General features: G+C 48.5%; 19 protein-coding genes and 2 pseudogenes. 18 read left to right on the plus strand and 3 right to left on the minus strand.

Features of this window, described 5'->3' with window-relative positions; translation table 11 throughout:
* Positions 1 to 46: 46 nt before the first annotated feature.
* From L693_RS0126050 to L693_RS0126070, 5 genes are all read left to right on the plus strand, one after another.
* The gene (locus tag L693_RS0126050; RefSeq protein WP_049825286.1) at positions 47 to 2707 is read left to right on the plus strand and encodes a PAS domain S-box protein; all 2661 of its coding nucleotides are present in this window, start codon (positions 47 to 49) and stop codon (positions 2705 to 2707) included.
* Positions 2708 to 2882: 175 nt separating this feature from the next.
* Positions 2883 to 3272: a GntR family transcriptional regulator gene (locus L693_RS0126055; protein ID WP_025721254.1), complete on the plus strand. Its 390-nt coding sequence runs from the start codon at positions 2883 to 2885 to the stop codon at positions 3270 to 3272.
* On the plus strand, positions 3265 to 4167 hold the full coding sequence (locus L693_RS0126060) for an ABC transporter ATP-binding protein (protein ID WP_025721256.1): 903 nt from the start codon (positions 3265 to 3267) through the stop codon (positions 4165 to 4167). Before L693_RS0126055 ends, L693_RS0126060 begins: the two co-directional genes overlap by 8 nt.
* Complete coding sequence (locus L693_RS0126065) at positions 4142 to 6238, plus strand: multidrug ABC transporter permease (protein ID WP_025721257.1); 2097 nt, start codon at positions 4142 to 4144, stop codon at positions 6236 to 6238. Before L693_RS0126060 ends, L693_RS0126065 begins: the two co-directional genes overlap by 26 nt.
* Before the next feature lie 148 nt (positions 6239 to 6386).
* Positions 6387 to 7151: a class I SAM-dependent methyltransferase gene (locus tag L693_RS0126070; RefSeq protein ID WP_025721259.1), complete on the plus strand. Its 765-nt coding sequence runs from the start codon at positions 6387 to 6389 to the stop codon at positions 7149 to 7151.
* Between the two features lie 56 nt (positions 7152 to 7207).
* Here L693_RS0126070 and L693_RS0126075 read toward each other — a convergent pair whose 3' ends face one another.
* Positions 7208 to 7480, minus strand: coding sequence for a hypothetical protein (locus tag L693_RS0126075; protein ID WP_025721261.1), 273 nt, complete (start codon positions 7478 to 7480; stop codon positions 7208 to 7210).
* 98 nt (positions 7481 to 7578) lie between these two features.
* On the opposite strand from L693_RS0126075, the gene L693_RS0126080 reads away from it, so the two are divergent.
* From L693_RS0126080 to L693_RS0126095, 4 genes are all read left to right on the plus strand, one after another.
* A complete protein-coding gene (locus tag L693_RS0126080) occupies positions 7579 to 9033 on the plus strand; it encodes a PstS family phosphate ABC transporter substrate-binding protein (protein ID WP_025721263.1) in 1455 nt (484 codons plus the stop codon).
* A gap of 155 nt (positions 9034 to 9188) precedes the next feature.
* Positions 9189 to 10490 carry a hypothetical protein gene (locus L693_RS0126085; protein ID WP_025721265.1) on the plus strand — a complete coding sequence of 434 codons (1302 nt, stop codon included), beginning with the start codon at positions 9189 to 9191 and terminating at the stop codon, positions 10488 to 10490.
* Between the two features lie 26 nt (positions 10491 to 10516).
* The gene (locus tag L693_RS0126090) at positions 10517 to 11392 is read left to right on the plus strand and encodes an aldo/keto reductase (RefSeq protein ID WP_025721267.1); all 876 of its coding nucleotides are present in this window, start codon (positions 10517 to 10519) and stop codon (positions 11390 to 11392) included.
* Between the two features lie 14 nt (positions 11393 to 11406).
* Complete coding sequence (locus L693_RS0126095; protein WP_025721269.1) at positions 11407 to 11943, plus strand: mismatch-specific DNA-glycosylase; 537 nt, start codon at positions 11407 to 11409, stop codon at positions 11941 to 11943.
* 105 nt (positions 11944 to 12048) lie between these two features.
* Here L693_RS0126095 and ald read toward each other — a convergent pair whose 3' ends face one another.
* Positions 12049 to 13179 carry an alanine dehydrogenase gene (ald, locus tag L693_RS0126100; RefSeq protein WP_025721271.1) on the minus strand — a complete coding sequence of 377 codons (1131 nt, stop codon included), beginning with the start codon at positions 13177 to 13179 and terminating at the stop codon, positions 12049 to 12051.
* A gap of 314 nt (positions 13180 to 13493) precedes the next feature.
* Between ald and L693_RS0126105 the strand changes: the two genes are divergently transcribed.
* The 7 genes from L693_RS0126105 (at position 13494) to L693_RS0126135 (ending at position 23350) form a co-directional block, all read left to right on the plus strand.
* Positions 13494 to 15158, plus strand: coding sequence for a PucR family transcriptional regulator (locus tag L693_RS0126105; RefSeq protein ID WP_025721272.1), 1665 nt, complete (start codon positions 13494 to 13496; stop codon positions 15156 to 15158).
* Between the two features lie 101 nt (positions 15159 to 15259).
* Positions 15260 to 16777, plus strand: coding sequence for a copper amine oxidase N-terminal domain-containing protein (locus L693_RS0126110; protein ID WP_025721274.1), 1518 nt, complete (start codon positions 15260 to 15262; stop codon positions 16775 to 16777).
* Positions 16778 to 17055: 278 nt separating this feature from the next.
* On the plus strand, positions 17056 to 18351 hold the full coding sequence (locus tag L693_RS0126115; protein ID WP_025721276.1) for a galactokinase: 1296 nt from the start codon (positions 17056 to 17058) through the stop codon (positions 18349 to 18351).
* Positions 18352 to 18515: 164 nt separating this feature from the next.
* A complete protein-coding gene (locus L693_RS0126120; protein ID WP_025721277.1) occupies positions 18516 to 19433 on the plus strand; it encodes a PD-(D/E)XK nuclease family protein in 918 nt (305 codons plus the stop codon).
* A 234-nt stretch (positions 19434 to 19667) separates the two neighbouring features.
* On the plus strand, positions 19668 to 20327 hold the full coding sequence (locus tag L693_RS0126125) for an SGNH/GDSL hydrolase family protein (protein WP_025721279.1): 660 nt from the start codon (positions 19668 to 19670) through the stop codon (positions 20325 to 20327).
* Between the two features lie 142 nt (positions 20328 to 20469).
* Positions 20470 to 21819, plus strand: a complete 1350-nt coding sequence (locus tag L693_RS0126130) for a hemolysin family protein (RefSeq protein WP_025721281.1) — start codon at positions 20470 to 20472, stop codon at positions 21817 to 21819.
* A 259-nt stretch (positions 21820 to 22078) separates the two neighbouring features.
* Positions 22079 to 23350, plus strand: coding sequence for a methyl-accepting chemotaxis protein (locus tag L693_RS0126135; RefSeq protein ID WP_025721283.1), 1272 nt, complete (start codon positions 22079 to 22081; stop codon positions 23348 to 23350).
* Between the two features lie 91 nt (positions 23351 to 23441).
* Here L693_RS0126135 and L693_RS0126140 read toward each other — a convergent pair whose 3' ends face one another.
* Positions 23442 to 23654, minus strand: coding sequence for a hypothetical protein (locus tag L693_RS0126140; RefSeq protein ID WP_025721284.1), 213 nt, complete (start codon positions 23652 to 23654; stop codon positions 23442 to 23444).
* Between the two features lie 116 nt (positions 23655 to 23770).
* Between L693_RS0126140 and L693_RS0126145 the strand changes: the two are divergent.
* Positions 23771 to 24526, plus strand: a pseudogene (locus L693_RS0126145) (YwaF family protein); the annotation flags it as partial.
* A 175-nt stretch (positions 24527 to 24701) separates the two neighbouring features.
* A pseudogene (locus L693_RS0126150) lies at positions 24702 to 25580 on the plus strand (N-acyl-D-glucosamine 2-epimerase); the annotation flags it as partial.

Genomic DNA, 25580 nt, shown 5'->3' on the forward strand with positions numbered 1-25580 from the left:
TAGATTATTGTGTAAGGCTGCCGGCCCCAAAAGGAGGAGATTCATCGTGTTTTCTGCTGCTCAACGACTGCCTATGCTGGAACATATGTATAACCATGCCCCGACAGGGATTGCCATTTTGTCGAGGGAAGGGAGATGCTTGTACGTTAATCCTGCTTTTTGTCAAATGGTTGGATATGAGCAGGAGGAATTGCGGGATACCCGATATTACCGGCTGTTGTATGAAGAAGCCCAGGATCAGCAAGGGCTGAAAGCTGCCTATATCGGCTGGCTGGGGGCTAAAGAGCAAGTATACAAGACAGAGCTGCGTTTAAAGCATAAACGGGGAACAGCGGTCTGGCTGTCATTGGAATTAACGATATTTGATGATGAGGCTAGCGGACAATCGTATTTGATTGCCTATGCAACGGACATAACGGAGAAAAAGGACATACAGCAGGTGCTCTCGGACAACGAGGATGTATACATGCTGATTACGGAAAATACACCGGATGTTATCTCATTCAGCACGCCGGATGGCAGGCTTGAGTACGTTTCTCCCTCGGTAGAAAAGCTTTTAGGTTATACCAGGCAGGAAATGCTCGGCAAAAAACGACTCGATTTCTATCATACAGAAGATGCTGATTATATGCGGGTACATGGAAGCTTCAAGGAAACAGGTATCATGAAGCAACGTGTGCGCCATAAGGACGGGCATTATTTGTGGATGGAAGTGTCGTTCCGCATTATTCGGGATGAAAGTGGTCAGATCAAACGCATTTTGGCCATAGGCCGCAATATTACAGAGCGCCAGAAGAGTGAGGAAAATTTGGCAAAGGCTCAGCAACTGGCAATGTTCGGCTCATGGGACTGGGATCTTGTCAACAATGTTATGCACTTTTCCAAAGAATTCCGCAGCATTTTTGGATATCGTGTCAAGTCGGTTGAAACGAGCATTGATGCCTTCATGGAGGCAGTTCACCCAGAGGATACGGAGCGGATGAAGCAGATTATTACGAACGTCATATTAAAGGGAATCCACGAAGAGACCTTTTACCGAATTGTGCTGCCTGATGGTGAACAAAAAGTGCTGCGTTCGATCTGGGAAGCCGAATTGGATGAGCATGCAAGCAAGCCCATTCAAATTGTGGGTATGGTACAGGATGTTACGGAGCATCAGGAAATGGAGCAGCGTCTTCGGGAAAGTGAAAATCGTTATAAGTCGCTGTTTCAGCATAACCCGCTCGGTATATGCGCCATGAATATGGAGGGGCAAATCCTGAGCGTGAATCCAAGTTTGGAGGAGCTGACTGGCTATACAAGGGAAGAATTACTTGGAGCTGAGGTACTTACAATGGCTTCCGCTGAGGAGCAGGACAAGATCAGGCGCCACATGGAGCTGGCCAAGCAGGGAGAGACGCAAACCTATGAATCGGAATTCATACATAAAAACGGGGAGCGTCTGTTCATCAAGGTGACCAATATCCCTATCTTTGTGCAAGAGGAAATTGTGGGCTGCTACGGGATTATTGAAAATGTTACCCCTCTTAAAAGATACATTGCGCAAATTGAAAAGCTCAGCAATGAGCATTCGCTCATTTTGAACGCGGTCTCCGAAGGTATTGTGGGTCTAAGCACCGAAGGACATGTGCGCTTTATGAATCCGGCGGCTGCCGAGATGTTTGGCGTGGAGCTGGAAAATATGCTGGATGATGCATGTATAGGCATCATACGACATGCTGATGAGATTGGGAGTCATTATCCGGATGAGCAGTCTTCTATTCTTCAGGCGATTCGAAGCGGTGCTTCTTATCAGGCCGAGGAAGCTGTTTTTTGGAAAAAGGATGGGTCCAGCTTCCTTGCTTCTTATCGAATCAGTCCCCTGATGGATAATGGTGAGCGAAAAGGGGCCGTGATGGTTTTTGTCGACATCACGAACGAAAAGGAAATCATTCGTGCCAAGGAATCTGCTGAACGCGCTGATCGGGCCAAGTCAGAGTTTCTTTCCGTGATGAGCCATGAGCTTCGGACACCGATGAATGGGATTATCGGCATGGCGGGGCTGCTCGCTGATACCGAATTGGATGAGGAACAGCGGAGCTATATTGATATTATTACCAGCAGCAGCTCTGCTTTAATGCAGATACTCAATGAGATCCTGGATTTGAGCAAAATCGAAGCTGGAAAAATGGCGCTGCTGCTCGAGCCTTTTGAACTTGAAAATGTGATGGGCAGTGTGGCGGATTTATTTTTAAGGCAGGCTATGGAAAAAGGCATCCAACTGGAGTGGCACGTGGATCAGGAGCTGCCGGGGGTTCTTGTTGGTGACCATGTACGTATCCGGCAGGTGCTAGTGAATTTGGTGAGCAATGCGATCAAATTTACGGAGCAAGGACGTGTAAACATCTTTGCCGAGAGCAAGGCTTATAGCCATCGTAAAAAGAAATGCTTGATCGAGTTCAGTGTAACCGATACCGGCATCGGTATTCCCACCGATCGCCAGCATCTATTGTTTCAGCCCTTTTCCCAGCTCCATCCGGCACTGAACCGGAAATATGGAGGTACGGGTCTGGGGCTGTCCATCTGCAAAAACCTGGTTAGCCTGATGGGCGGTTCCATTGGTGTGGATAGTGAAGAGGCCAAGGGCTCGACGTTCCGGTTCCAGCTGGATCTTAGGCTTCCGGAAGAGGAGGAAGCTGGCGAAGTTGAGGCACGGAGAGTCTTATGAATCGAAGAATTCCCTAAAAGAAATAGCCGTGATGCATGATGCATCACGGCTATTTTTTGTAATAAATGACCAAACAAATGATTGACAAACCGTACTAACTGTACTATTAATTATAGTACAGTTAGTACGGTTTGAAATAATATAAATCGGACCAAGTCTTGAAAGGAGGAAGTCCATGTTCGAGCTGGATATCCGCAGCCGCAAGCCGATCTACGAACAGCTAATGGACAGAGTGAAGGAAATGATCGTGTACGGATCACTTCAGCCGGATGAGCAATTGCCTTCCGTGCGGGCACTGTCCGCTCAGCTTACAGTGAATCCGAATACGATTCAGAAGGCGTATCGTGAGCTGGAACGCGAAGGGTATATCTATTCCGTCCAGGGCAAGGGCAGCTTTGTCACACCTGCCCGGCAGCAGCCGCAGCAAATGAAGCGGGATGAGATTCGGGCAGCACTGTTAAAGCAGATGATCGAAGCCGTCCATTTCGGTTTTACGCAGCTGGAAGTGGACGCCATATACGTAGAAGCTATGCAATTGAAGGAAAGGGGGATGTCCCTTGATTGAATTAAGGGAAGTCACAAAGACATTTGCAGAGGAAAAGGCAGTGGATCAACTCGCCCTCACGGTGAAAAAGGGCTCCATTTTTGGATTGCTGGGCTCGAATGGGGCGGGTAAAACAACACTGCTCAAAATGATCGCCGGAATCTATCGACCGGATACAGGGAAGGTACTGATCGGGGGGCAAGCCGTATATGAGCAGCCCGAAGTCAAGCAGCGCATTCTGTTTATGCCGGACACACCCTATTTTTTTCCGCAAGCGACGATTCAACAGATGGCCCGTTTTTATCGTTCCATTTATCCAAGCTGGAGTGAGGAGCGATACATACAGCTTACGGATATTTTCAAGCTGGACCCCAAACGCAAACTGCATCGTTTTTCCAAAGGAATGAAGCGTCAGGCCGCATTTTTACTTGCCTTGAGCTGTATGCCTGAGCTGTTGATTTTGGATGAGCCGATTGATGGACTTGACCCCGTGATGCGACGGATGATCAAAAATCTGCTATTCCAGGAAACCGCTGCGCGCGAGCTGACCGTTGTAATTTCATCCCATAATTTGCGTGAGATCGAAGACATGTGTGATCACGTCGGTATTATGCATCAGGGACGTATGCTGCTGGAAAAGGAAGTCGACGACCTCAAGTCCGATACGCATAAGGTGCAGGTTGCTTTTCGTGAAAGTGCGCATGAGGAAGCCGTATACAAGCAACTTTCGGTTGTACATAAGGAGCGGAGAGGCAGTGTCCTGCTGCTGATTATCCGTGGGGAACGGGAGCGGATTGCAGAAACGATTCAGGCGTATGAGCCGCATGTGTTCGATTTGTTGCCGTTGACGCTGGAGGAAATTTTCATTTATGAAATGGAGGACGCGGGTTATGACATCCAACCGATTCTTCTGTAGCGGCGGCGTGATTCGCCAAAGCCTGAGACAGCATGGCTGGATCGGTCTGTTGTATTTGGCGGGATTATTGTTTACCGTGCCGCTGCCGTTATTTATGAGTACTGGAAACGAGCGAATGCCCACGGTTTTGAGAAGCCTGTTCGATGGTACACACTCTGGCGATGGAATGCAAAGTATCATTTTATTGGCCGTACCTGTGCTGGCGGGTGTGGTGCTGCTTCGTTTTATTCAGCGTCAGGGCTCCTCGGATTTATATCACAGCCTGCCCTTACGCAGAGAGCATCTGTTAACGGCACATTTAATTAGCGGCCTGATCCTTTTGATTGTACCCGTATGGCTGACTGCTGGAGTAACGGCCCTGGTAAACATGTCGGTTGAGCTGCCTTTTATTTTCCATATCAATGATATTGGATCATGGGCTTTGGTTGTATCGGTTCTTACGATTTTCCTGTTTGCTTTTACCGTGTTTGTAGGTATCTGTGTAGGACAATCGCTGTTGCAATCCGTTGTAGTGTATGCTTTGCTGCTGTTGCCCTTTTTTTTGTACTCCATGATTAGTCGTTTTCTGGGTCACAATCTATATGGTTACTCTCAGATTATTGGAACTATTGTTCAAAGTAGTAATGGCGTGGGGTTGCGTAGCAGCAATAATATTTGGTATAGTTTATCGCCGTTCACCCGCATTATGGATTTGTCGAGTAGCGCATTTTCATATGTGGAGCTGCTTATTTATGTTGGTGTTTCCTTGCTGTTTGTAATTTTGAGCTATGTGTTATATCGCAAACGGCTCGCAGAGAAGGCAACGCAGGCCATGGCCTTTACCTTCTTCCAACCCATTTTTAAGGCAGGAGTTATGTTATGCGCCATACTGCTGGTAGGAGAATATTTTTATGGCACAGGAGGCCAGGGGAGAGACTGGTTGATCTTCGGGTATGTGCTTGGAGCTATTTTGGGCTATATTGCTGTGGAGATGGTCATCCGCAAGACGTGGCAAATTGTACGTATTCGTGCTTTGCTGGAACTGGTCGCATACGGTGCGGTTTTGGGACTGGCAATGTACATCCCCACATCTAGCTGGATAGGCTACGAGGAACGGATTCCAACCGCGCATTCAGTCGAGCAAGTCTATGCTGGGCCAAATTTGTATTTGGACGGGGGATCAGCACAGAAAAATCTTTACTTTTCGCAGGATAAAGCTTTTATCGCCGCTGTGCTAAATTTACAGCGTGAGCTTGTGAGAGCACATTCAGCTGGAGAGACGTCCGGGTCCAATAAAGAGCCTCAACAAAGGATATCCATTGCCTATCGTTTGGATGATGGTACCATTATGACTCGCAGTTATACATTTCCTGAGCAGCCTTTCCGGGCAGCGTTGGCGAAAGTGATGCTGTCTGAGCCGTACAAAACAGTAAGCTACTCACTTGATAAGCTGTACGGTAAAGCAGAGACGATCAGCATTCAATCGGCAGATGATAATGAACGGCGAGTTGTTCTGACTGATCCGGAAGATATTCGTGAATTTGAAGCTGTGCTGAAAGAAGATGTTTTGGACATGAGCTATAGTGAAATGCAGGCAGGCTCTTACGCGTTGGGGAATATTGAAATTCTGAACAAACCTTCATCTATTTCAGCAGAAGAACCAGAGTGGACTCGCAGCGTCTCCTATAATTGGCGCTTATCCTTCCACAAGCTGAATGCTTGGCTGGAACGCAAAGGATATGCCGACAAGGTGATGATCACGTCGAAAGACATGATATCGGTTCGAGCTATTCCAATGGTTTCTCAAGAGAAGGAGCCGTATCAGCCTGGCAAGTATATTGAAGCGGCGAATTTATTCAGGATATTGCAGCAGAAGTATAAAGTCACCACAATTGAAGATCCCAAACTTTGGAATACTGTGCTGGATAACCGCAATAATTATAGCTATGATCCACAAGTGGAGAAAGGCACTTATCTGTTCCAAGTCAAAATCAAGTCCATCAGTGGTTCCGGCTTTCATACGGTTTATTACTTATTAACTCCAAAAGACATCACACCGGAGCTTGCTAAGTTTCTGCCAACAGCTCCTTAAGCGAGACAGAGAAGTACAAAAGCTCTCCCACATTTGGACTAACGTAAATAAAGGCATAGAGAGATATAAGGTAGAACATTAAAGAGAGAAGAGTTCTGTAATGTACAGATTAATTACGTACAGGCCAATTGTGGAGGAGCAGCAAGCTATGAAATATATAGAAGATCGTGAGTTTCTACAGCTATTAAAGCATCATGAAGAGTCCTTTCTCGGATGGGACTTCTCATTTATCTCGGATACAGGCCGGGTCGCAAGCGAGCCTTTGGAATGGTCTTATGTCAGCAAGGCTATGACATTTATCCATACATCCAAGGCGATGCTGGATATGGGGACAGGTGGGGGAGAGTTATTGTCCCGTTTGCGCCCTTTTCCAGAGCTTGTATGTGCGACAGAGGCGTATGCACCGAATGTTCCAATTGCTAAAAAACGACTGGAGCTGCTGGGCGTACGTGTCATCGCTATTGATGACGACGACTCCCTTCCGTTTGACGATGCCGGGTTCGATCTTGTGCTGAATAAGCATGAGTCATTTTCGCCAGCGGAAGTGCGCCGTATTTTGCGTCCAGGCGGGACGTTCTTGACCCAACAGGTGGGGGGCCTGGATTGTGCGGGTATTAACGAACGCTTGGGAGCGCCAGATTACGAGTATGCGGACTGGACCCTTTCTCAAGCGCTTGCAGGTCTGAAAAGCAACGGCTTCGAAATTTTGGACCAGCAGGAACAGTTTCCGATACAGCGATTTTACGATATCGGCGCGCTCGTCTATTATTTAAAAGCAATTGAATGGCAGATTGCAGACTTTCAGCCACAGAAATATATAGAACAGCTGTATGGTCTGTATTTGGACATCCAACGTGATGGATATTGGGACGTGAAGCAGCACCGTTTTTTGATCCATGCCAGAGCGATATAAAAAAGATTCAAACCAAAGAGGCCTTTCCCCCAGGGAAGGCCTTTTTCCCATACGCATTAGGGTAAGAACAAAATCAGAAGCCACATGGCAGTTGGCAGTGAAATACCGACGGCGATGGCTATATAGGGCAAGGGGGTTTTGAAGTAGCTTTTCCATTCCGCCTCCTTGTCCTTTTTTTCATGATAGAACGCTACCTGTGTTGCAAAGCTGTGAAGCAGTTTGAGTGCCTCGTCGTTCGGAATATGCTGTAAGGAGCACCATAGATCATCGTGTGTTTTTCGGAGCAAGGTTACATCGGAGGTGTGATCCTGATGATCAGTTAAGGACATTTTACCATCTCCTCGTATACTAATCTTTACCATAATTGTACAATGAAGAAGCAATTGTTTACAGTCTTATTTCATATAAAAGGTATAGGGGGATGTACATGTCTGATCCAAAGGGAGTTATAGCTGATACGGAGAAAGGCGCTTCTATGCGGACAGCATGGTTTTTGCCATGGCTGGGCGGTACGTTTATGTTTGGATTGTTTTCAGTCATGTTTAATGTAATTTGGAGTATAGCTGTGGCATCCAATGTGCAGTTTCTGCTGAGGCATGCAGGTGTGACAGATACAGCAGTGATTGTAATGATAGTGCTGTATGCCTGGATTGTCGGTCTAATTTTTGCAGCTTACGGTGCCTTGAGTGCGCGTTTTTCCAGTATGCGTAAGCTTCCACTAATGCTGACCGGGCTGTTGTCATTATTGTGCGGGCTGTGGCTATGGATTGTGGGGCTACAGGGATCTGGTGGTCAACCTGCCGAGGTATGGGGAGGCTCGTGGGAGCTATTTTCACTTTATCACGCTTGGGCGGAGCCAGTGCTGGAGGTATTACAGCCGTATACACAGCATAGTGAAATCTGGTTTTTGTTGACTGCACTGCTGCCGATAGCCGGCATGGTGGTAGGCGTCGGGGTAGATCGTTATCCAGCGGTGACAGGCAGGGATGGTAAGGTGGATCATAAATGGCAATGGGTTGTTGCCGCGATATCCGCTGCACTCGTCATTGTCCTGACGATTACACTGATGCTTCCTCGACGTCCATACATTGCGGAGAGGGATTTTCCAGTCGTTGACGGAGCTACAGCGGCTATCCCGTTTGCGCAGGATATGCTGCATGAATTGACCGGAATGAGCAGGGCGCGTGCGGCGCACGAGCTGAAATTCAATACGACGCATCAGGCGTATGTAAATTTGATTGAAAAGAAGGCGGATCTGATTCTGGTAGCCGGGCCATCCGATGCAGAGCTGCGTCTCGCCAAAAGCAGGGGTGTGCAGCTGAAGCTCACTCCAATTGGGCGCGATGCATTTATTTTTCTCGTTCATCGAAGCAATCCGGTTAACGGACTTTCTTCGGATCAGGTTCGCCGCATATATGCTGGGTACATTCATAATTGGTATGAAGTGGGGGGAAAGGATCAGCCGATCATTGCTTATCAACGGGAAGAAAATTCAGGAAGCCAGACATATATGCAAAAGAAAGTAATGGCAGGCCATGAGATGGCTGAACCTCCCCGGGAACTCCGAATTGGCATTATGGGTGAGATGATTAATGCAGTCGCAGATTTTAACAAGGATCACAACGCGCTGGGCTATTCATTTTATTATTTTGCAAATGTGATGCATAATCGTCAAGAGGTCAAATTTCTATCTATTGATGGAGTGGAGCCGAACAAAGAACATATTCGTTCGGGGCAATATCCATTCACGGCTCAATTATTTGTGGTCACACGGGAAGGCGAGAAGCCACGCCCTTCGATGCAGCGATTACTCGAATGGCTGCAAAGCGAAGAAGGAGCCCGGGCTATTGAAAGAGGGGGCTTTGTTGCTCTGGGCTCGTAAATCTGCCATGATGATTTGCATACAGTTGATTTCCGTATCTTGCCCGTAAGAGTGAAATGAAGACAGCAGGGTAATACATAGAATATGCCCTGCTGTGATTACGATACCCGCACAGCATCAGCATGGATATCAACAACATAAGGGGATGAACGAAAATGAAGAAAAAAACATCGGCCTGGCTGCTTTTGCTCGCCGTAGCCATCATGGCGGCAGGGTGTGAAACGAGTGCACAAAACGGATCGAAAAAAACGGATGGCCAAGCGGCTCAGCATGAGCAGCAAGGTTCAACGTCGGCACAAGCGAACGGTTCAGGAGTGGCAGTACATACACCGGAACAGCAGACTGATTCTGACGGAAGTAATACTACATCTCCATCCACCACCTCGGGGACAGGAGGACAAGCATCTACGGACGGTCATGTAGCGAAGGTCCGCATGGATAATATTACTGCACTGCGTCTGATCGACGGTCAATCCGGCTGGATCGGCGGAAATGGCTGGATTGCCCGGACAGACGCGGGACCATCCGGCTCAGTCGGATCGGCTTGGAATGTGCAATATCAAGGCCAAGGTACGGTGCAGCAGATTTTTGCCTTGAATGGTCAGCAGGCCTGGGCTGCTATGGCAGATAGCGGCTCACTGCTGGCAACGCGCGACGGCGGCAAACGCTGGGAGGCTGTAGGGACAGTACCTAAGGAAGGAACAGCAGGCTTTTTACATTTTGTATCATCCAACGAAGGATTCAGCGGCAACCAATATACGAAGGACGGCGGACAAAGCTGGTCAGCGCTTCCTGTGCCTGATCATATGGTGGGACAGCCCTATTTTCATGATCGGCAAAACGGCTGGGCGGTAACACAGGCCACAGACCGCTCGTTCCAGATTGTACACACCGTTAACGGAGGGCAAAAATGGACCGCTGTCATGACACGGACGACCGAAGAGCCTTTGAACGGGGCCGTTATCCGCTCGGTGGAACGGAGCAACGCATGGATTGAGCTGATTGGGGGCACAGGCATGAATCAGACCTCGTATTCGCTCTGGCATACGGCCGATAGCGGTCAAAGCTGGCGAGCTGTACTGGCGAATGCCACGGCTGGCGGCGGTCCCGCGCCCGGTATTAGCCAGCAAGACAATCATGTTTCCAAAAATGAAGGGGTGGCACCGGGGATGCTCTATGCGGTTAACAGCAATACCGCATTGATGGGCGGCTACTGCGCACCGTGCGACAAGCCCAATACGATCGGCTGGACAAATGACGGCGGCAAGACGTGGAACAATGGCAAGCAAAGCTTTGACGGTTATGGCAGCCAGCAAATCGGGATGGCGAATGCCAAGGAAGGCTGGGCTATTTTCTCGGATTCGGAGCAGGCACCTGTGATGTATACCACCTCGGATGGTGGAGAGCATTGGACGCAGAGCCATGTCTTTGACAAGCCTGCGGCATCAGGCCACTGAATCGGTATAAAAGGAGGGGAAAGCACATGAGCCAACAAAAGAGCCAACAAGAGAAAAGTGTACTTGCATGGACTGACGGACGTGAAGTGCCGCTCATTGGACAGGGCACATGGCATATGGGTGAAAAGGCTTCGCTCCGTCAAGAGGAGGTACGTGCGCTTCAACTTGGTTTGGAGTTGGGCATGACGCTGATTGATACGGCTGAAATGTACGCGGAGGGTGGCGCGGAAGAGATCGTCGGGGAGGCTATTCGGGGCCGCCGGGATGACGTGTATCTGGTCAGCAAGGCCTACCCCCATCATGCAGACCGCCAAGGGCTAATCCATGCATGTGAAGCGAGCCTGACCCGCATGGGAACGGAGTATATGGACATGTATCTGTTGCATTGGCGTGGGAACATTCCGCTGGAAGAGACGATACAAGGCATGGAAAAGCTGCGTGAGCAGGGTAAAATCCGCAACTGGGGAGTGTCCAATCTGGACAAATCTGATATGGAGGAGCTATGGAGCCTGAATAGAGGCGATGCCTGCACAGTTAACCAGGTGCTGTATCATGCAGCTTCGCGAGGCATTGAATACGATCTGCTCCCTTGGAGCCGTACACACAGGGTGCCTGTAATGGCCTATTGCCCGATTGCCCAAGGTGGACGCCTGCGACAGGGACTGCTGGAGCATCCCGTTATGGTAGATATCGCAGCCAGTCACGGGGTAACTCCATCCCAAATCGCGCTCGCGTGGGTTATACGGGACGGCGATGTCTGGGCAATTCCCAAAGCGGTACAGGAATCGCACATACGGGAAAATGCAGCGGCAGCCCATATCCGGCTTACCCCTGAGCAGCTTCTACGAATAGACGAAGCTTTTCCTCCGCCAACGCGGAAGCAGCCGCTGGATATCGTTTAGGGAAGGGGAGGCCCATGTCAGAGCAGGAGACAGAGCTGCGTGAGGTAGATGATCATTTGGATTATGGATTATCCGTTGTATTTATTGGTTTTAATCCCAGCTTGAAATCAGGCGAAACAGGCCAGCATTACGCGAATCCGCGCAACCGTTTTTGGCGCATACTGGAGGGGGCGGGCTTGACGCCTCGCTTGTACGATCCATCGGAAGATCGGGAGCTGCTTAAGCTTGGCTACGGTTTTACGAATATCGTTTCCCGCCCTACCAGGGGCGTGGAGGACATTACGCGCGAGGAATACGCCAAAGGACGTCTGGAGCTGCATGCGAAGCTAAAGGAATATCGTCCAAAGGTTGCTTGCTTTGTCGGCAAAGGTGTATACACTGAGTACAGTAAAAAATCCAAAGTAAATTGGGGATTTCAGCCTGAACCGCTCATCCCCGAGATGCATGAATTTGTGGCACCCTCGTCCAGTGGACTGGTGCGTATGTCGTTGGAAGAGATCACGGATATTTACCGCCATCTGCAGACATTCCTTTCGTCAGAAATCGTCTGAATACGTCTAATGCTGCGAGTACATGAAATACAGTGAACAGAAAAAGAACCACACGTCTTCATCCCTCAGGGAAAAGGAGGTGTGGTTCTTTGAGCTGCAGTTATTCTAGTGCAAGGCTTTCGCCTGCCATGCCTGTTCTACCGGAACGTAAGGATACCCCAGATCGCGGGCGACTGCTTCGTAGGTGATATGTCCGTTCAGGACATTGGTGCCGCTAAGCAGCGGCTTGCTTTTGCGAAGCGCCTCCTGTACACCCAGATCCGCGAGCTGGAGAGCGTAGGGGAGCGTGGCGTTCGTCAGGGCAAGCGTCGAGGTTTGCGGTACCGCCCCCGGCATGTTCGCTACCGCGTAGTGAATGACGCCATGCTTCACATAGGTCGGCTGATCGTGTGTCGTGATGTGGTCAATCGTTTCGACAATACCACCTTGGTCGATGGCGACATCCACGATCACAGAACCAGGCTGCATTGTCTGTACCATGGCCTCCGTGACAAGCCGCGGGGCCTTGGCACCGGTGATCAGGACGGCCCCGATCAGCAAATCGCTTTGTGCGACGGCTTCGGCGATGTTAGAAGGGGTGGACACCAGCGTATGGAGCTGGTTGCCAAAAATATCATCCAGCTGGCGCAGTCGTTGCAGGCTCAGGTCGATCAGGGTTACATCTGCGCCAAGACCGATGGCGACCTTGGCTGCGTTCGTGCCGACGACCCCTCCACCAATAATAGTCACTTTGCCGCGCTTGACCCCCGGTACACCTGCCAGCAGGATGCCTTTGCCGCCTTTTGGCTTTTCCAGCAGCTGCGCTCCGATTTGTACAGCCATTCGACCTGCAACCTCGCTCATCGGAGTGAGCAGCGGAAGACTTCCTTCGACGTCCAGTGTTTCATAGGAAATGGCGGTTACACCGTTGTCCGTTAAAGCCCGGGCCAGCGCTGGCTCGGCAGCCAGATGCAGATAGGTGAACAGAATCAATCCTTGTCGAAAATATCCGTATTCCGAGGCTAGTGGCTCCTTCACCTTAATGATCAGATCAGCCTGGGACCACACATCGGCAGCTTGCTGCACAATGGTTGCACCCGCAGTGGCATAATCCCCATCGGTAAATCCGCTTTCTATCCCTGCATGACTCTCTACAAACACGTAATGTCCGTGTTGAAGCATTTGAGCTGCACCTGCAGGGGTCAAAGCCACACGATTTTCATTGTTTTTAATCTCTTTCGGAACCCCGATGTTCATTCCGTTCACCTCTCCTAAACATAATAGTTATCCAACGGAAAATCATTGTTGCTCAGGACAGCTATGCTGTTATACTGCTGTTTGCTGGCATTAAATATTACAAAAATTGCATTATCATTTTTGTGCAGGCTGCCGATTAGCTATATGGACTCAAGCCGATAAATGCAATTCATGTTAGATTAGGTACAGTTTACAGGGGGATAAGCTCCTTGACATCATACATTTTGTCGGATTATCTGACTTGAAGGCTCGACTTTTTGATGAATATATGTCATATAATATGACACCAAGACATATATATAAGGAGTATGCCGATGAGCGGTAAAAAAACATTTACCATTGCGGATGTGCTGGAACGTCCTGTTTTCCGGCGGGCCAAGTTGGCGGCGGGGGAGCAGGGCACGAACCGCCGGGTTGGTTGGGTCCATGTGTTGGAGATCACCAATGTTTCCCCGTTTGTGAGCCGCCATGACCTGATTTTGACGACTGGCCTGTGGCTAACCCGGAAGGGGGAGGAACGATCCCAGTATATGGAACAGCTGATCCGCTCGGAAGCGGCGGGATTGTGTGTGGAACTGGGCACAAGCATTCATGAGATCCCGCCGGAAATTCTGGAGCTGGCGAAACAACACCATTTTCCGGTCATCGTATTTGAACAGCCCGTACGTTTTGTGGAAATTACGCAAGATATTCATTCCCTTCTTATTAACCGCCATCATGAACTGCTAAAAGATCTGGAGCGTTTTTCACGCCAGCTTCAGCAGGAAACGCTGCGCAGCACCGATATGAACGCTCTCTTGCGAGTGCTCCACGACTATACTGCCCGGCAGATCATCTACATGTCCTCCATAGACACCAATCGGTTCGTACCTTCCGTCCAGCCGGATTCGGCGGACCGCATTGCAGATTTTTATGCCAACGAGGTGGAATCCAGCATGACAGCTGATCGCGAGGGGCATCTGCTGTTTCAGCTGAATGACTCCACTGCCGTCTTGTTTCAGCCTGTTGTGTGCTTTGGTCAGGTGTTTTCTGCTGTAGGATTGGTGCTGCACGGTGAACCCCCAACGGAAGAAATGTCGCTGCTGCTTGATTATACAGCCAAGGCAGCCGCGACATTGGTGCTGAGGACACAGTTTCTCGAAGACCGATTATTACGTAACCAGAACGAACTGATTCAGGATGTTTTGAACGGACAGCTTCCCAGCGAAGAACAGGCTCAAACCCGGATGGGGCTGCGATTGTTGTCGAAGGGACAGTATTTATTTTGGGCAGGGGTTATCGAGGTGGAGCATCAGGACAAGGATGTCAGTCAGGTGCGCAAGGAATCCATCAATCAGGATGTGCTGGTGCTGCTTCGCTCTTTGCTGAAAAAAGAGACGCTGCATAATCTGTTAATGATGAAGGGCAGTCAATGCTACATCCTTTGTGCCAGGGAGGAATTAACATTGCGTTCTGCGGCGCAAATGAAAAAAGTGCTTGCCCATACCGTACAATATATTCAGAACTATGCCGCAGGCCAGCTTGACAAGGTGCGCATTCATGCAGGCTTTGGTAAAGTAAGGCATCGTATGACAGGGACGGACCGCAGTTTTGAAGAGGCATATCAGGTCATTGAAGTCGCGCGAAGCGTCCCGGCCATGAAGGATCGGCTGTTTTACGACAGCATCGGAATCTATCAGTTATTGAAGGCGGCACCCAGCATTCCTTTTTTACAAGAGTTTGTACAGGACCACTTGGGTGGACTGATTGCGCATGATCGCGAGCACCATATGCAGCTGCTGGACACGCTGGATGCCTACTTTCAAAGTCACGGCTCCAAGCGCGATACGGCCGGGATGTTGTACATTCACAGACAAACTCTTTATAATCGGCTGGACAAAATTAATGAAATTGTCGAGGGGAGTTTAGCAGACACGGACACACGTCGCTGTCTGGAAATGGCATTACTGGCTCACCGGATGCTGCAGGCTGAAAATTGATTCTAAATGACTAGCTCTATTTTCCAATTTTATCATTTACAATGCGTATTAACACTGAGATAATAGAACAGAGTACGGTAATATCTTGAAAGGGGTTTAATATGAATATAAAAAAATGGATTGCCATCCCTCTTATTCTGTTAATGGTAGCTTTGACAGGTTGTCAGGCAGTAGGTGGATTTGATGTAAGTAAAAATCTGCTAGGAACACTTGATGTGAAATCTCAGCAGTCAACGGAGAAAATATCTCTTAAATTGACTCCGAGAGAAGGAATTACACAAGGTGATCAGGAAATCATAGATTTGATTAATTCCATTTCGGTAACGGTGGATGAAGCCAAGGTACAGTCGGAGGAAGTCGCTTCCGCCAAGGGTACATTGCACATCGACAAGTATAATTTGCCGTTTGAGCTTGCTTTGGATCGCCAAGGTATGGCTATTCAACTGGAAGGCGCCAAAAAACCTTATTACATACCTTTTAACCCGCAAGAGGGTTTAGAAGGTCTGCCTGCTGGATTTGATCCTTATGTATATTCCAAAGACGTGAGAGACCTGACGAAAACAGCTGCGGCACTTATGCTCAAGCATGCTCCTAACCCTTCAACCATCTCTGCAACGTCTGTAACCGAGGAAGTATATGGTGAAAAGGATAAAGTAAAACTGACTCATTTGCATGCTGAACTTCGTGGCGATGAGCTGGTAGCGCTCGTGAAACCGTTCCTGACCAATCTGGCCAAGGACGAGGCTGGTTTGAAAGAACTGATCAGTCAAGCCATTGATATGACTAAAAATATCGCTTCCGGTATGAATCTTGAAGGTAGCGATAAAGTAACAGCTGAACTGAGTGCCAATAAGGAAAAGCTGGTTAATGAGGCTTATACCGAGGTTAAAAAATATTTGGATCTGGCTGTTGCGCAGTATGATGTGGGAGTTAGCACATTGTATGCACAGTCCCCTGAAATCAAAACGGTTCTGAGTGCGAACACGGTGCTTAAAACCGACTCGTATTTTGACGAAAAAGGAAATGTTCGCAAAGCGTCAACAGACCTGACGGTTGCTTTGCCAGATGTGGAGGGTCTCCCGGTGAAGTCCTTCTCAATTGTGACTGAAGCGCAATCCTGGAACATCAATGGCAGTGTAACGGCTGACAAAGTTGATATTTCGAATGGTGTGATTGACCTGAATAAACAAGCTGAATTAACACCGGGAGCGACGCTCCGCAATTTTGATGCGAATTCTCCGATCTATAATATTTTGAAAAATGATCTGGGAATTACAAAAAAAGAAAAAACCTTTGAACAGCATTATGACTTTATGGATAATCGTGGAGGCACAACCTTCTTTGCACTTCGTGAATTGGCAAGCGAGCTGGATGCTGAATTAAAGTGGGATGCAGCTACCAAGCAATATACAGTTGTGGATGATATAACTGGTAAGACACTCACGCTGAAAAGCGGGTCCAAACAAGCTACACTGGATGGAAGCCCGTTGACGTTGCCACAAGCTCCATATGTGGATCGTTTTGGATATCTGAATGTCCCTTTCAAAACGGTTGCCGAGGCGCTGGGCGCTACTGTAACTCGTAACAGTGATGGGGGATATACACTGAAACGCGATTAAAAAGAAGTTTCACATATCTGTCTCCAATGCCAGCACTGCTGGTGCATGGAATAAGCAGGTATAGGTACAGGAACCGGCCCGTTTATGGGTCGGTTCTTTTTTTCATTTTCTCCTGTTGATTTGAAGGAAAGCATTCCCGGGAAACGATTTGAATAAGCGCTTACAGATTGAAATTGTACCCTGTTTTTGTACAGGGAAAATTGAGATAATCATAGTGCTATTGTGCTATTTATATATTTGCGGACCGGTGGAATCACCTACAATAGGGGGATATAACGATGAAAGATATGGAACTGTTGAATTCTAGTGAGGGACGAATTGTACTTGCCCGACTGTATGGTCAGGAACAGGTTTCAGAGCAAACGACGCGATATCAATTACTTGTACAAGCGTACCGTAAGCACTTTGGCGTCGGGGATATTGAATGGTTTAGTGCTCCGGGGCGATGTGAAATTGGAGGAAATCATACAGACCACAATCACGGGAAGGTGCTGGCAGGCAGTATTACACTTGATACCATCGCTGTAGCTGCTAAAGTGGAGGAGCCTGTAATTACGTTCTATTCCGAAGGTTACAAAACGAAATACGTTATTGATTTAAACGACTTGTCGCCACGACCGGAGGATGATGGTACGATGCTGCTGGTCCGCGGTATTGCGGCTGGCTTGCTCGAATTCGGCTATTGCATCGGAGGATTCCAAGCTTATATATCAAGCAATGTGTTCTCCGCTTCAGGGTTAAGCTCTTCCGCTTCGTTTGAAATGCTGATATGTACTATAATCAGCCATTTTTATAATGAAGGGACGTTGGATGCTGTCGCCAAATCCAAAATCGGTCAATACGCTGAAAATTGCTACTGGAACAAGCCGTCGGGTCTGCTTGACCAAATGGCTTGCGCATATGGGGGATTGGTTGCCATTGATTTTGTAAACCCCAAGGAACCGATCATAAATCCAGTTCATTGGAATTTTCAGCAAAATGGATATTCTCTGGTTATCGTCAAAACAGGCGGAGACCATGCTGATTTGACGGATGATTACGCGGCGGTGCCTAACGAAATGCGTGCAGTGGCTCAGTCTTTAGGTGCTTCTGTTTGCCGTGACTTATCGTTAGAGGATCTGTATGCCAACCTCAAAATGGTCAGGGAAAAAGCAGGAGATCGTGCAGTGCTGCGTGCGTTGCATTTTTTTGAAGAAAATAAGCGTGTAGATGAACAGGTAAAGGCGCTGAAGGAAGGACGCTTTTCTGATTTCTTGAGGCTTGTTGCCGAGTCCGGTAATTCTTCATGGAAATGGCTTCAAAACGTATATAGAAGTGGGATTGACCGGGAACAGGACGTATCCGTTGCGCTTGCATTAACGGAAATGTATTTGAAATCAATAGAGGACAGCGCATGCAGGGTACATGGTGGTGGCTTTGCTGGAGTCATTTTGACGATTCTCCCCAATGATCATGTTGATGATTATAAGGCATGGATCAGCGGATTGCTGGGAACTCCAGTACTCGTTGTCAACGTCCGTGAGCATGGTGCCGTTAATGTAAGTGATTTGATTCATGCGGCGAAGAAGGATTGAAAATGAAGCCATAGTTGGACGGACCTCAGGAGTTCTTGCGAATTGACATACTAGACAGTTGAAGACTTTAGCCCATGGGTTAAAGTCATCGTTCTTTTTGGACGATGCAGCCCAGGCTTGAGGTATAATAGAGTATGGAAGTTCTAATGAAGGAGGGCCTATTCATGGCTATGTACCCGTCCTGGTCCTATTCGCAATCAAGAGCCCAAACATTCGATGAATGTCTACGCAAATACTATTACCATTATTACGGCTCGCATAACGGCTGGAATCCTGCACAGGGCAGTGAAGAGCAGGTTACGTTGTATCGGCTCAAACAGCTGAGCAATTTATATATTTTATTTGGGAATATCACGCATCAAATGTGTGAATCAGTCATACGTGGTTGGATGGAAAAGGGTGCGATTCCGCGTACAGCATACCTGGAGACAGCGATGAAAAACATGCTGAATGACAGCTACAAGGAATCGCTGCAACGTGAACTATGGCAGCAAGATCCCAAAAATCGAATCATGCTCGCTGAAATTTATTATGATGACGAAGTGCTGCCTGAACGGATTGCCCGGATTAAGGAGCGACAGCATGCGGTGGTACACAATCTGTACCGTACTGCGGTTTGGCGTGAGCTGCAGCAGGGTGAGGCTCGAATCGTTGAGGTGGAGAAGTGGGATACGATGCTGCTTCATGAGACGAAGGTATATGTCAAAATGGATTTGCTCTACCGCAGAGGGAACGGAGATATGGTTATCGTCGATTGGAAGACAGGCAAGGAAGGCGACTTCTCAGACCAGTTATTTTTGTATGCTTCCTATGTGCAGGAGCATTATCAGCTTCCTCTGGAGAAGATCGAGGTACGTGTAGAATATTTGATGACCGGAGAGCATGAAGTGTACCATCCTGCGCAGGAGGATATTGACAAGGTGGTTGGCAATGTCGGGCGGTACATCGAGGAAATGAAGTCCTGTCTCGATGACGATTATTATAATCGTCCGAAACCGGAGTCTTTTTTCACCCCGATGCCTTCACGCAGAGCTTGTGGCGGCTGTAATTTTCGGGAGGTATGCAAGTATCGCGCGGTGTGAAATATGGTTTTTACCTGATTAGGCTCTATTCAAGAAAATCCGGGGGCGGTGGCGATGGGAAGCACTGTCCCGCCTGCGTAGTGGCGCTATAGGTATCTTTTAGATTCAGCTTATATATTAAAATTCATATGGCAAATCTACTATTCTCTCATGTTTTGAAATCGCTTTCTAATTTAGAGGATACGAGGTATGATAAGGGTATTATTGGAAAAGTTGAAGGAGGGAATTAGGGAGATGACGAGTATGGGACATACACGTGTTCTTTTTCAGGGGGATTCCATCACAGATGGAGGAAGAGGACGGAACGAGGACGCGAACCATTGGCTGGGTCAGAGCTATGTGTATCTGATCGCAGGTGCACTGGGGAGTCGGTTGAGTGCTACGCAGCCGGAATTTGTGAACCGGGGGATTTCGGGGGATCGGGTTTCGGATTTGTATGCACGCTGGAATGAAGACACGTTTAGCCTGATGCCGGACCTGCTCAGTATTCTGATCGGAGTGAACGATGCCTGGCGAATCGTGGAGCAGGAGCCGTCCGGTGTGACAGACCGATTTGAACGGGCCTATCGCCACATTTTGGAGGAAACGCGCGAAGTGCTGCCTGATATCGGACTGGTGCTGTGTGAGCCTTTTATCTTGAAAACGGGAGCTACCGAAGCACGGTGGGACATTTGGCAGGAAAAAATAACGAGCTACCAGCGGCTCGTACGTCAGCTTGCAGACGAGTTTGGAGCCGTATTTGTGCCGCTCCAAAGCCTGTTGAATGAGGCTGCTACCAAGGCGGATGCTTCCTACTGGCTGCATGATGGGGTTCATCCGACAGCTACTGGACACCAGTTGATAGCCGATCAATGGATAGACATCGTACAAAAGAGTCCGCTGGCGATCCGCTAATATAATGAATCATAGTCTACTCCTTGTCATTTTTGGGTAATACACGATTATGGACATACTTAACTTATATTATGCTCCCATCCAAAAATGATTGCTGCAAGGGGGTGCTTCTTGCTCCGACGTAAACGGGGCAAGGAAGACTATGGAAACGATAAATATCATTCTGGTTATTTTACTTATCGCGTTAACTGCTTTTTTTGTGGCTTCGGAGTATTCCATTATTCGTGTGCGGGTATCTCGCATCAATCAGCTGGCCTCCGAAGGCAACAAAAATACGAAAGCTGTTAAAAATATTTTGTCTCGGCTGGACGAGTATTTATCCGCTTGTCAGCTCGGGACGGCATTGACCTCCATGGCGCTGGGCTGGCTGGGGGAATCGACCGTTGAGAAGCTGCTGCATCCCCTGTTTGTACTGGCGCATATTCCCGCTGGCCTGACAGGAGTGCTGTCCTTTTTGCTGGCTTTTCTGATTTTGACCTATTTCGAGGTGGTCGTGGGAGAACTGGTGCCCAAAACATTTGCCATACAGATTGCTGAACCGATGGCTTTGTTTTTCGCCCGTCCGATTACGATATTCTATAAAATGACGTATCCCCTGAATTGGCTGCTCAGTCGTTCTTCACGTGTCATTACGGGACTTTTCGGGCTAAAAAAGGTATCTGAGGAAGATGCTGCGCTCAGTGAAGCAGAGCTTCGTTTGGCGTTATCCGAGGGCTTTCGTAGTGGTGAAATCACGCCCACAGAATATCGTTATCTGAACAATGTGTTTGATTTTGACGACCGTGCAGCACAGGAGATTATGGTACCGCGTATCCACATCCGCTCCATCTCTCATCAAGCAACGGTGGACGAATTTATGGAGCTGATCGAGGACAAGGTCTATAATTTTCTGCCTGTAGCTGAAAACGGGGACCGGGATCGAATTATCGGGATGATCCGCGTCAAGGAAGCTCTGCATGATTTGGCGCGGGGCCACAGCACAGGGAATACAGCAATGTCTCCCTATATTCACCCGGTGCTTCAGGTAATTGAAACGATTCAGGCCCGGGATCCGCTGATTCAGATGCAAAAACGGCGTATTTCTGTAGCGGTGCTGGTGGACGAATACGGCGGAACGTCTGGACTGGTCACACTGGAGGATATTATGGAGGAGATTGTTGGGGATATTCCTTCCTATACCGATACCGAAACCGAAACCCCCGCTGCCTTAACCCCGCTTATTACCAAAACAGATGATCATCGCTACATACTCAAGTCACAGGCGCTTATTCATGAGGTCAATCGGCGTCTAGAGACAGATATTGAGGCCGGGGACGTATATACGATTGGCGGCTGGATGCTGTCCGAGCGTTTTGATATCCAGCAAGGCGAAAAGTTGACTCTTGGATTATGGGAGTTTACCGTGCTGGAAAAAAACAGTCACCAAATAGACACAATTGAAGCAGTCAAGAAAAAAGTCGCTCAACAGGAAAATAACATTAATTCCGAATGATGGAATCTTGGCTTATTGGCAAATAGCTTGATTAAAATGTGACGAATAGCCTGTAAAGCAAGGAACAGCGCGATTCGTCTAGCCTTATTCCAGGCTGCTGCTCGATAACATAGTGCTTTTCGCAGTTAGAGTGAGGGTCTTAAGTCTCCCTATCTTTATGCTCATAAATAGGGTTGTCTGTGAAAAATACTACTAGAATTGTAGCAATTTTATGGTAAAATGGAATCAAATTTGAGTTTTTTGGGGTGGGCTACAGTACATGAAGATGTCACTAGGCACGAAAATGGTTGCTGCGTTTGTCGCAATTTCTGCAATAACCTACGGAACAAGCGCTTTTTTTATTTTTGTACTCAAGGACTGGCTTGCTCAAGATGCACGAGAATGGGTATATACTTCGGTCATTCTGTTATTGGGTGTGCTGTGGAGTGGCATTTTGGGCTGGTTGATCTCCAAATTACTCACACGTCCTATTGTTAGATTGGCCAAGGCGGCCGAGGAAGCTTCGGCGGGAAACCTGTCTGTTGTCATTCCGGAACGGCGTGGGGATGATGAAATCAAGGTGCTTTATGATGCATTTCGGCGCATGATGCTGAACATTAAAGATATGTTTAACGAGATTTCGTACAGCACCAAAACAACTTCACAAAGTGCGGAAAATCTGAGTTTGGCTATTGTACAGGCTACAACTCAAATTGAGGCTATGTCTTCGGTGGTAGAAGATATTTTGAATGGTGTGGAGCAGCAAAAGCAAGCTTCTTCCCAATCCATTGAAACAGCGGATCGAATGCTGGGCGATTTTAAAATGATGCGTAGCAAATCGGGACATATGCTGGAATTGTCAAGTCACATGGAGCATTCGGTGGATTCAACGCAGAACGTATTTTCATCTCTAATGGATGGAATGGGAGAGCTTACAGCTTCACATAGTCGTTCACAGCAGGTTATTGCACGTCTGGAAAAGGAGGCTTCACAAATTGAAGCGATCACAAGCACGGTGAAGGATATCGCGGAGCAGACCCATCTGCTCGCGCTGAATGCTTCTATAGAAGCGGCGCGCGCGGGAGAAGAGGGGAACGGTTTTGCGGTAGTGGCTCACCAGATTCGTGCACTTGCTGCGCAAAGTACGGAGTCTGTACAGCAAATTAATGCCATCGTTAGCCGTGTGCAGGCGCAAATCGTAGAAACGGTGCAGCTGATGCATCAGCAAGCGTCGTTGGTCAGCGCTGAGGCGGAGCGGACAAGCACTGCCGATCAGACGCTGAACCGCTTGAACGCCATTGTACACGAATTTGTCGAGAGCATCCGCTTAATGGAAGAAGCCGTAACGGAGCAGACGAACCGGGTGGATCAAACCTTTGAACAAATTCGTCGTATTCAGCAAATGTCAGGGGCCTTCTCGGAAGGTGCACACAAGATTTATACAGCCGCTCATGAGGAAACCGCTATCATGCAGGAAATCTCATCTTCCTCCGAGGATTTGAAAGTGCTTACGAATAAACTCATGATGAAAACACGTGGAATACAACTATAGCAGGAACAGCCACGAGGGATGATGGTTCAAAATCAGATATAGCCGCTGTACACCGGAAAACGAAGCAAAATGGTTTCCCGGTGTGTAGTGGCTATTTTTTAATTTCAAAAAATTCACATTGATTTCTTGGATGGTAGGCCAGATCACTGACACTGGATTGCACGACGATGGTTTGATCGTCAAAACGGATGATGGTTCCGCCCGAGCCAATCAACTGGTCGTCCTGAAATATCCGGACACGAAGATGGCGTTCCAGTGCCTCACTGAAATCCTGATCTGTAATTAATCGGCGATTAATGGGCATGAGAGATCTCCTTTGAATATGATATCTATATCATAAAGGCTGAGGTATGGAACAAGCAAGAAAGACGGCTAGAACATATTCGGTTTTTTGGTATAAAATAGAATGCAACGAATAGGGCTTTTACGACATCACATGTATGGGCTGTACTGGGGCTCATTGTATGCGCTTTGCTGTTGTGGCTGACGCGAGGGTTCATTCGGTCGCATAAACCTGTAAACGAGGGGATTCGCTGGTTTTTAATGACTGTCCTCATTCTGTCAGAGGTGACTCTAAATATATGGTACGTGACGCAGCGCATTTGGGATGCCCGGATGTCGTTGCCGTTAGAGCTGTGTAGTGTGACACTACTGCTGTCAATTCTGATGCTGTTTTTCCGAAACCGCTGGCTATATCCGATTATTCTTTTTGCCGGAATTGGAGGAGCGCTTCAAGCGGTACTTACGCCTAATTTGGCGTATGCTTTTCCTCATTACCGTTTTATCCATTTTTTTGTGGCCCATAGTGGTATTATTTTGGCGGCATTGTATATGACTTGGATAGAAGGACTTAAACCGACGTGGAAAAGCGTTGGAGGAGCCATGCTTTTTCTGAATGGCTTGGCGCTGATCGTATGGATCGTAGATGCTGCTCTCGGAGCAAATTACATGTTTCTTGCCGGAAAGCCGTCCACACCGTCGATATTGGATGTTTTAGGGCCATATCCTGTGTATATATTGGCGGAAGAGGTCATGGCACTGCTGTTCTTTTCTTTGATGATGCTGTTGTTCAAGGTGCTGCCGGGAGGCAGGCTGTATGCCCGCTTTGGCAAACAAGCTATGCGCGGAGCTGAACGGTTCAGGGAGGATCAGAATATGAAGAAAAGCCAGCCCTGAGTTGCCATTGACTATTCCTCCTGTTCCGTTCATAAGCTAAACCTGACTCGTGATTCCAATACCTCTGTTTGTTGAGGGTGAAACAGTATCGGCTGTATTTCACCGAATTTTCAAAATATGGTAACCTAGGCGAACCAGCAGGAACATATAAACGTGAACAACGGAGGTGGATCGAATGAGCAATCACGCAAATGGCCGATCTGAATCGACTGCTCCTTTGGCACTGACCGGAAAAATAAAGCCGTGGGCACTGAACGGCCCCAGTATTCAAATCGATCCGTTGTTTCCCTATTACGCCAACCGTTCGCGGGACAGTATAGCAGATGAAATCGCCCTTGCGGGCTACCGGACCGTCCACTATTTTGTGGTACGTGAAAATGAAGTGGATGCAGCGCTTGTTAGCGCTTTTCAGCGCAGAGGCATGGCGGTGTGGGCGATGGTGCTGGGCAACGGCTCTTTTGGCGTGTCGCAGCTGCCGCCGGAGTGGAAAGGATGGCGCATGGAGCTACTGCGCGAACCGGACGACGGGTTTCAGCGGCTTTCGCATTTTGCACATGAGTTTGTGGAGTGGAAAAAGAAGGCTGCTGCCCGGCTTGTCACCGACATTCCGTTCGATGGGTTTGAGGTGGCGGAGCCTTATTTCCCCGAATGGAACGGGCTGCGCAGTGGAGTATACGGGGATATCGGACCGCATGCACAGCGCGCCTTCCGCAAACGCAGCGGTGAGGACCTTCCGGATTTCCGCGACAAGCATGCGCGGAATTATTACCGGAAGGTCCCGGAGCTGTACGCGCAGTGGGTCGATCTGCGCGTGGATGCCGTGAACGGGCTGATTGGCGAGCTGGTGAACGGCGCAGGCGGCGTGCGTGATGTCCGGCCCGACATCTATGTGGCGACATGGTCGCTTGCTGTGAACGGGTGTGGCGATGTTCCTGGCCAGCTGCGGGAATGGCAGGGCCTGGACGCGGTAGCCATGATCCGAAGCGTGGCCCCGGATATGCATGTGCTCCAGACCCATTGGCCGGACTGGATGCGCCGCCGTCTGCCGCCGCAT

It is taken from the genome of Paenibacillus sp. 1-18 (assembly GCF_000520755.1).
Lineage (GTDB): Bacteria > Bacillota > Bacilli > Paenibacillales > Paenibacillaceae > Paenibacillus > Paenibacillus brasilensis.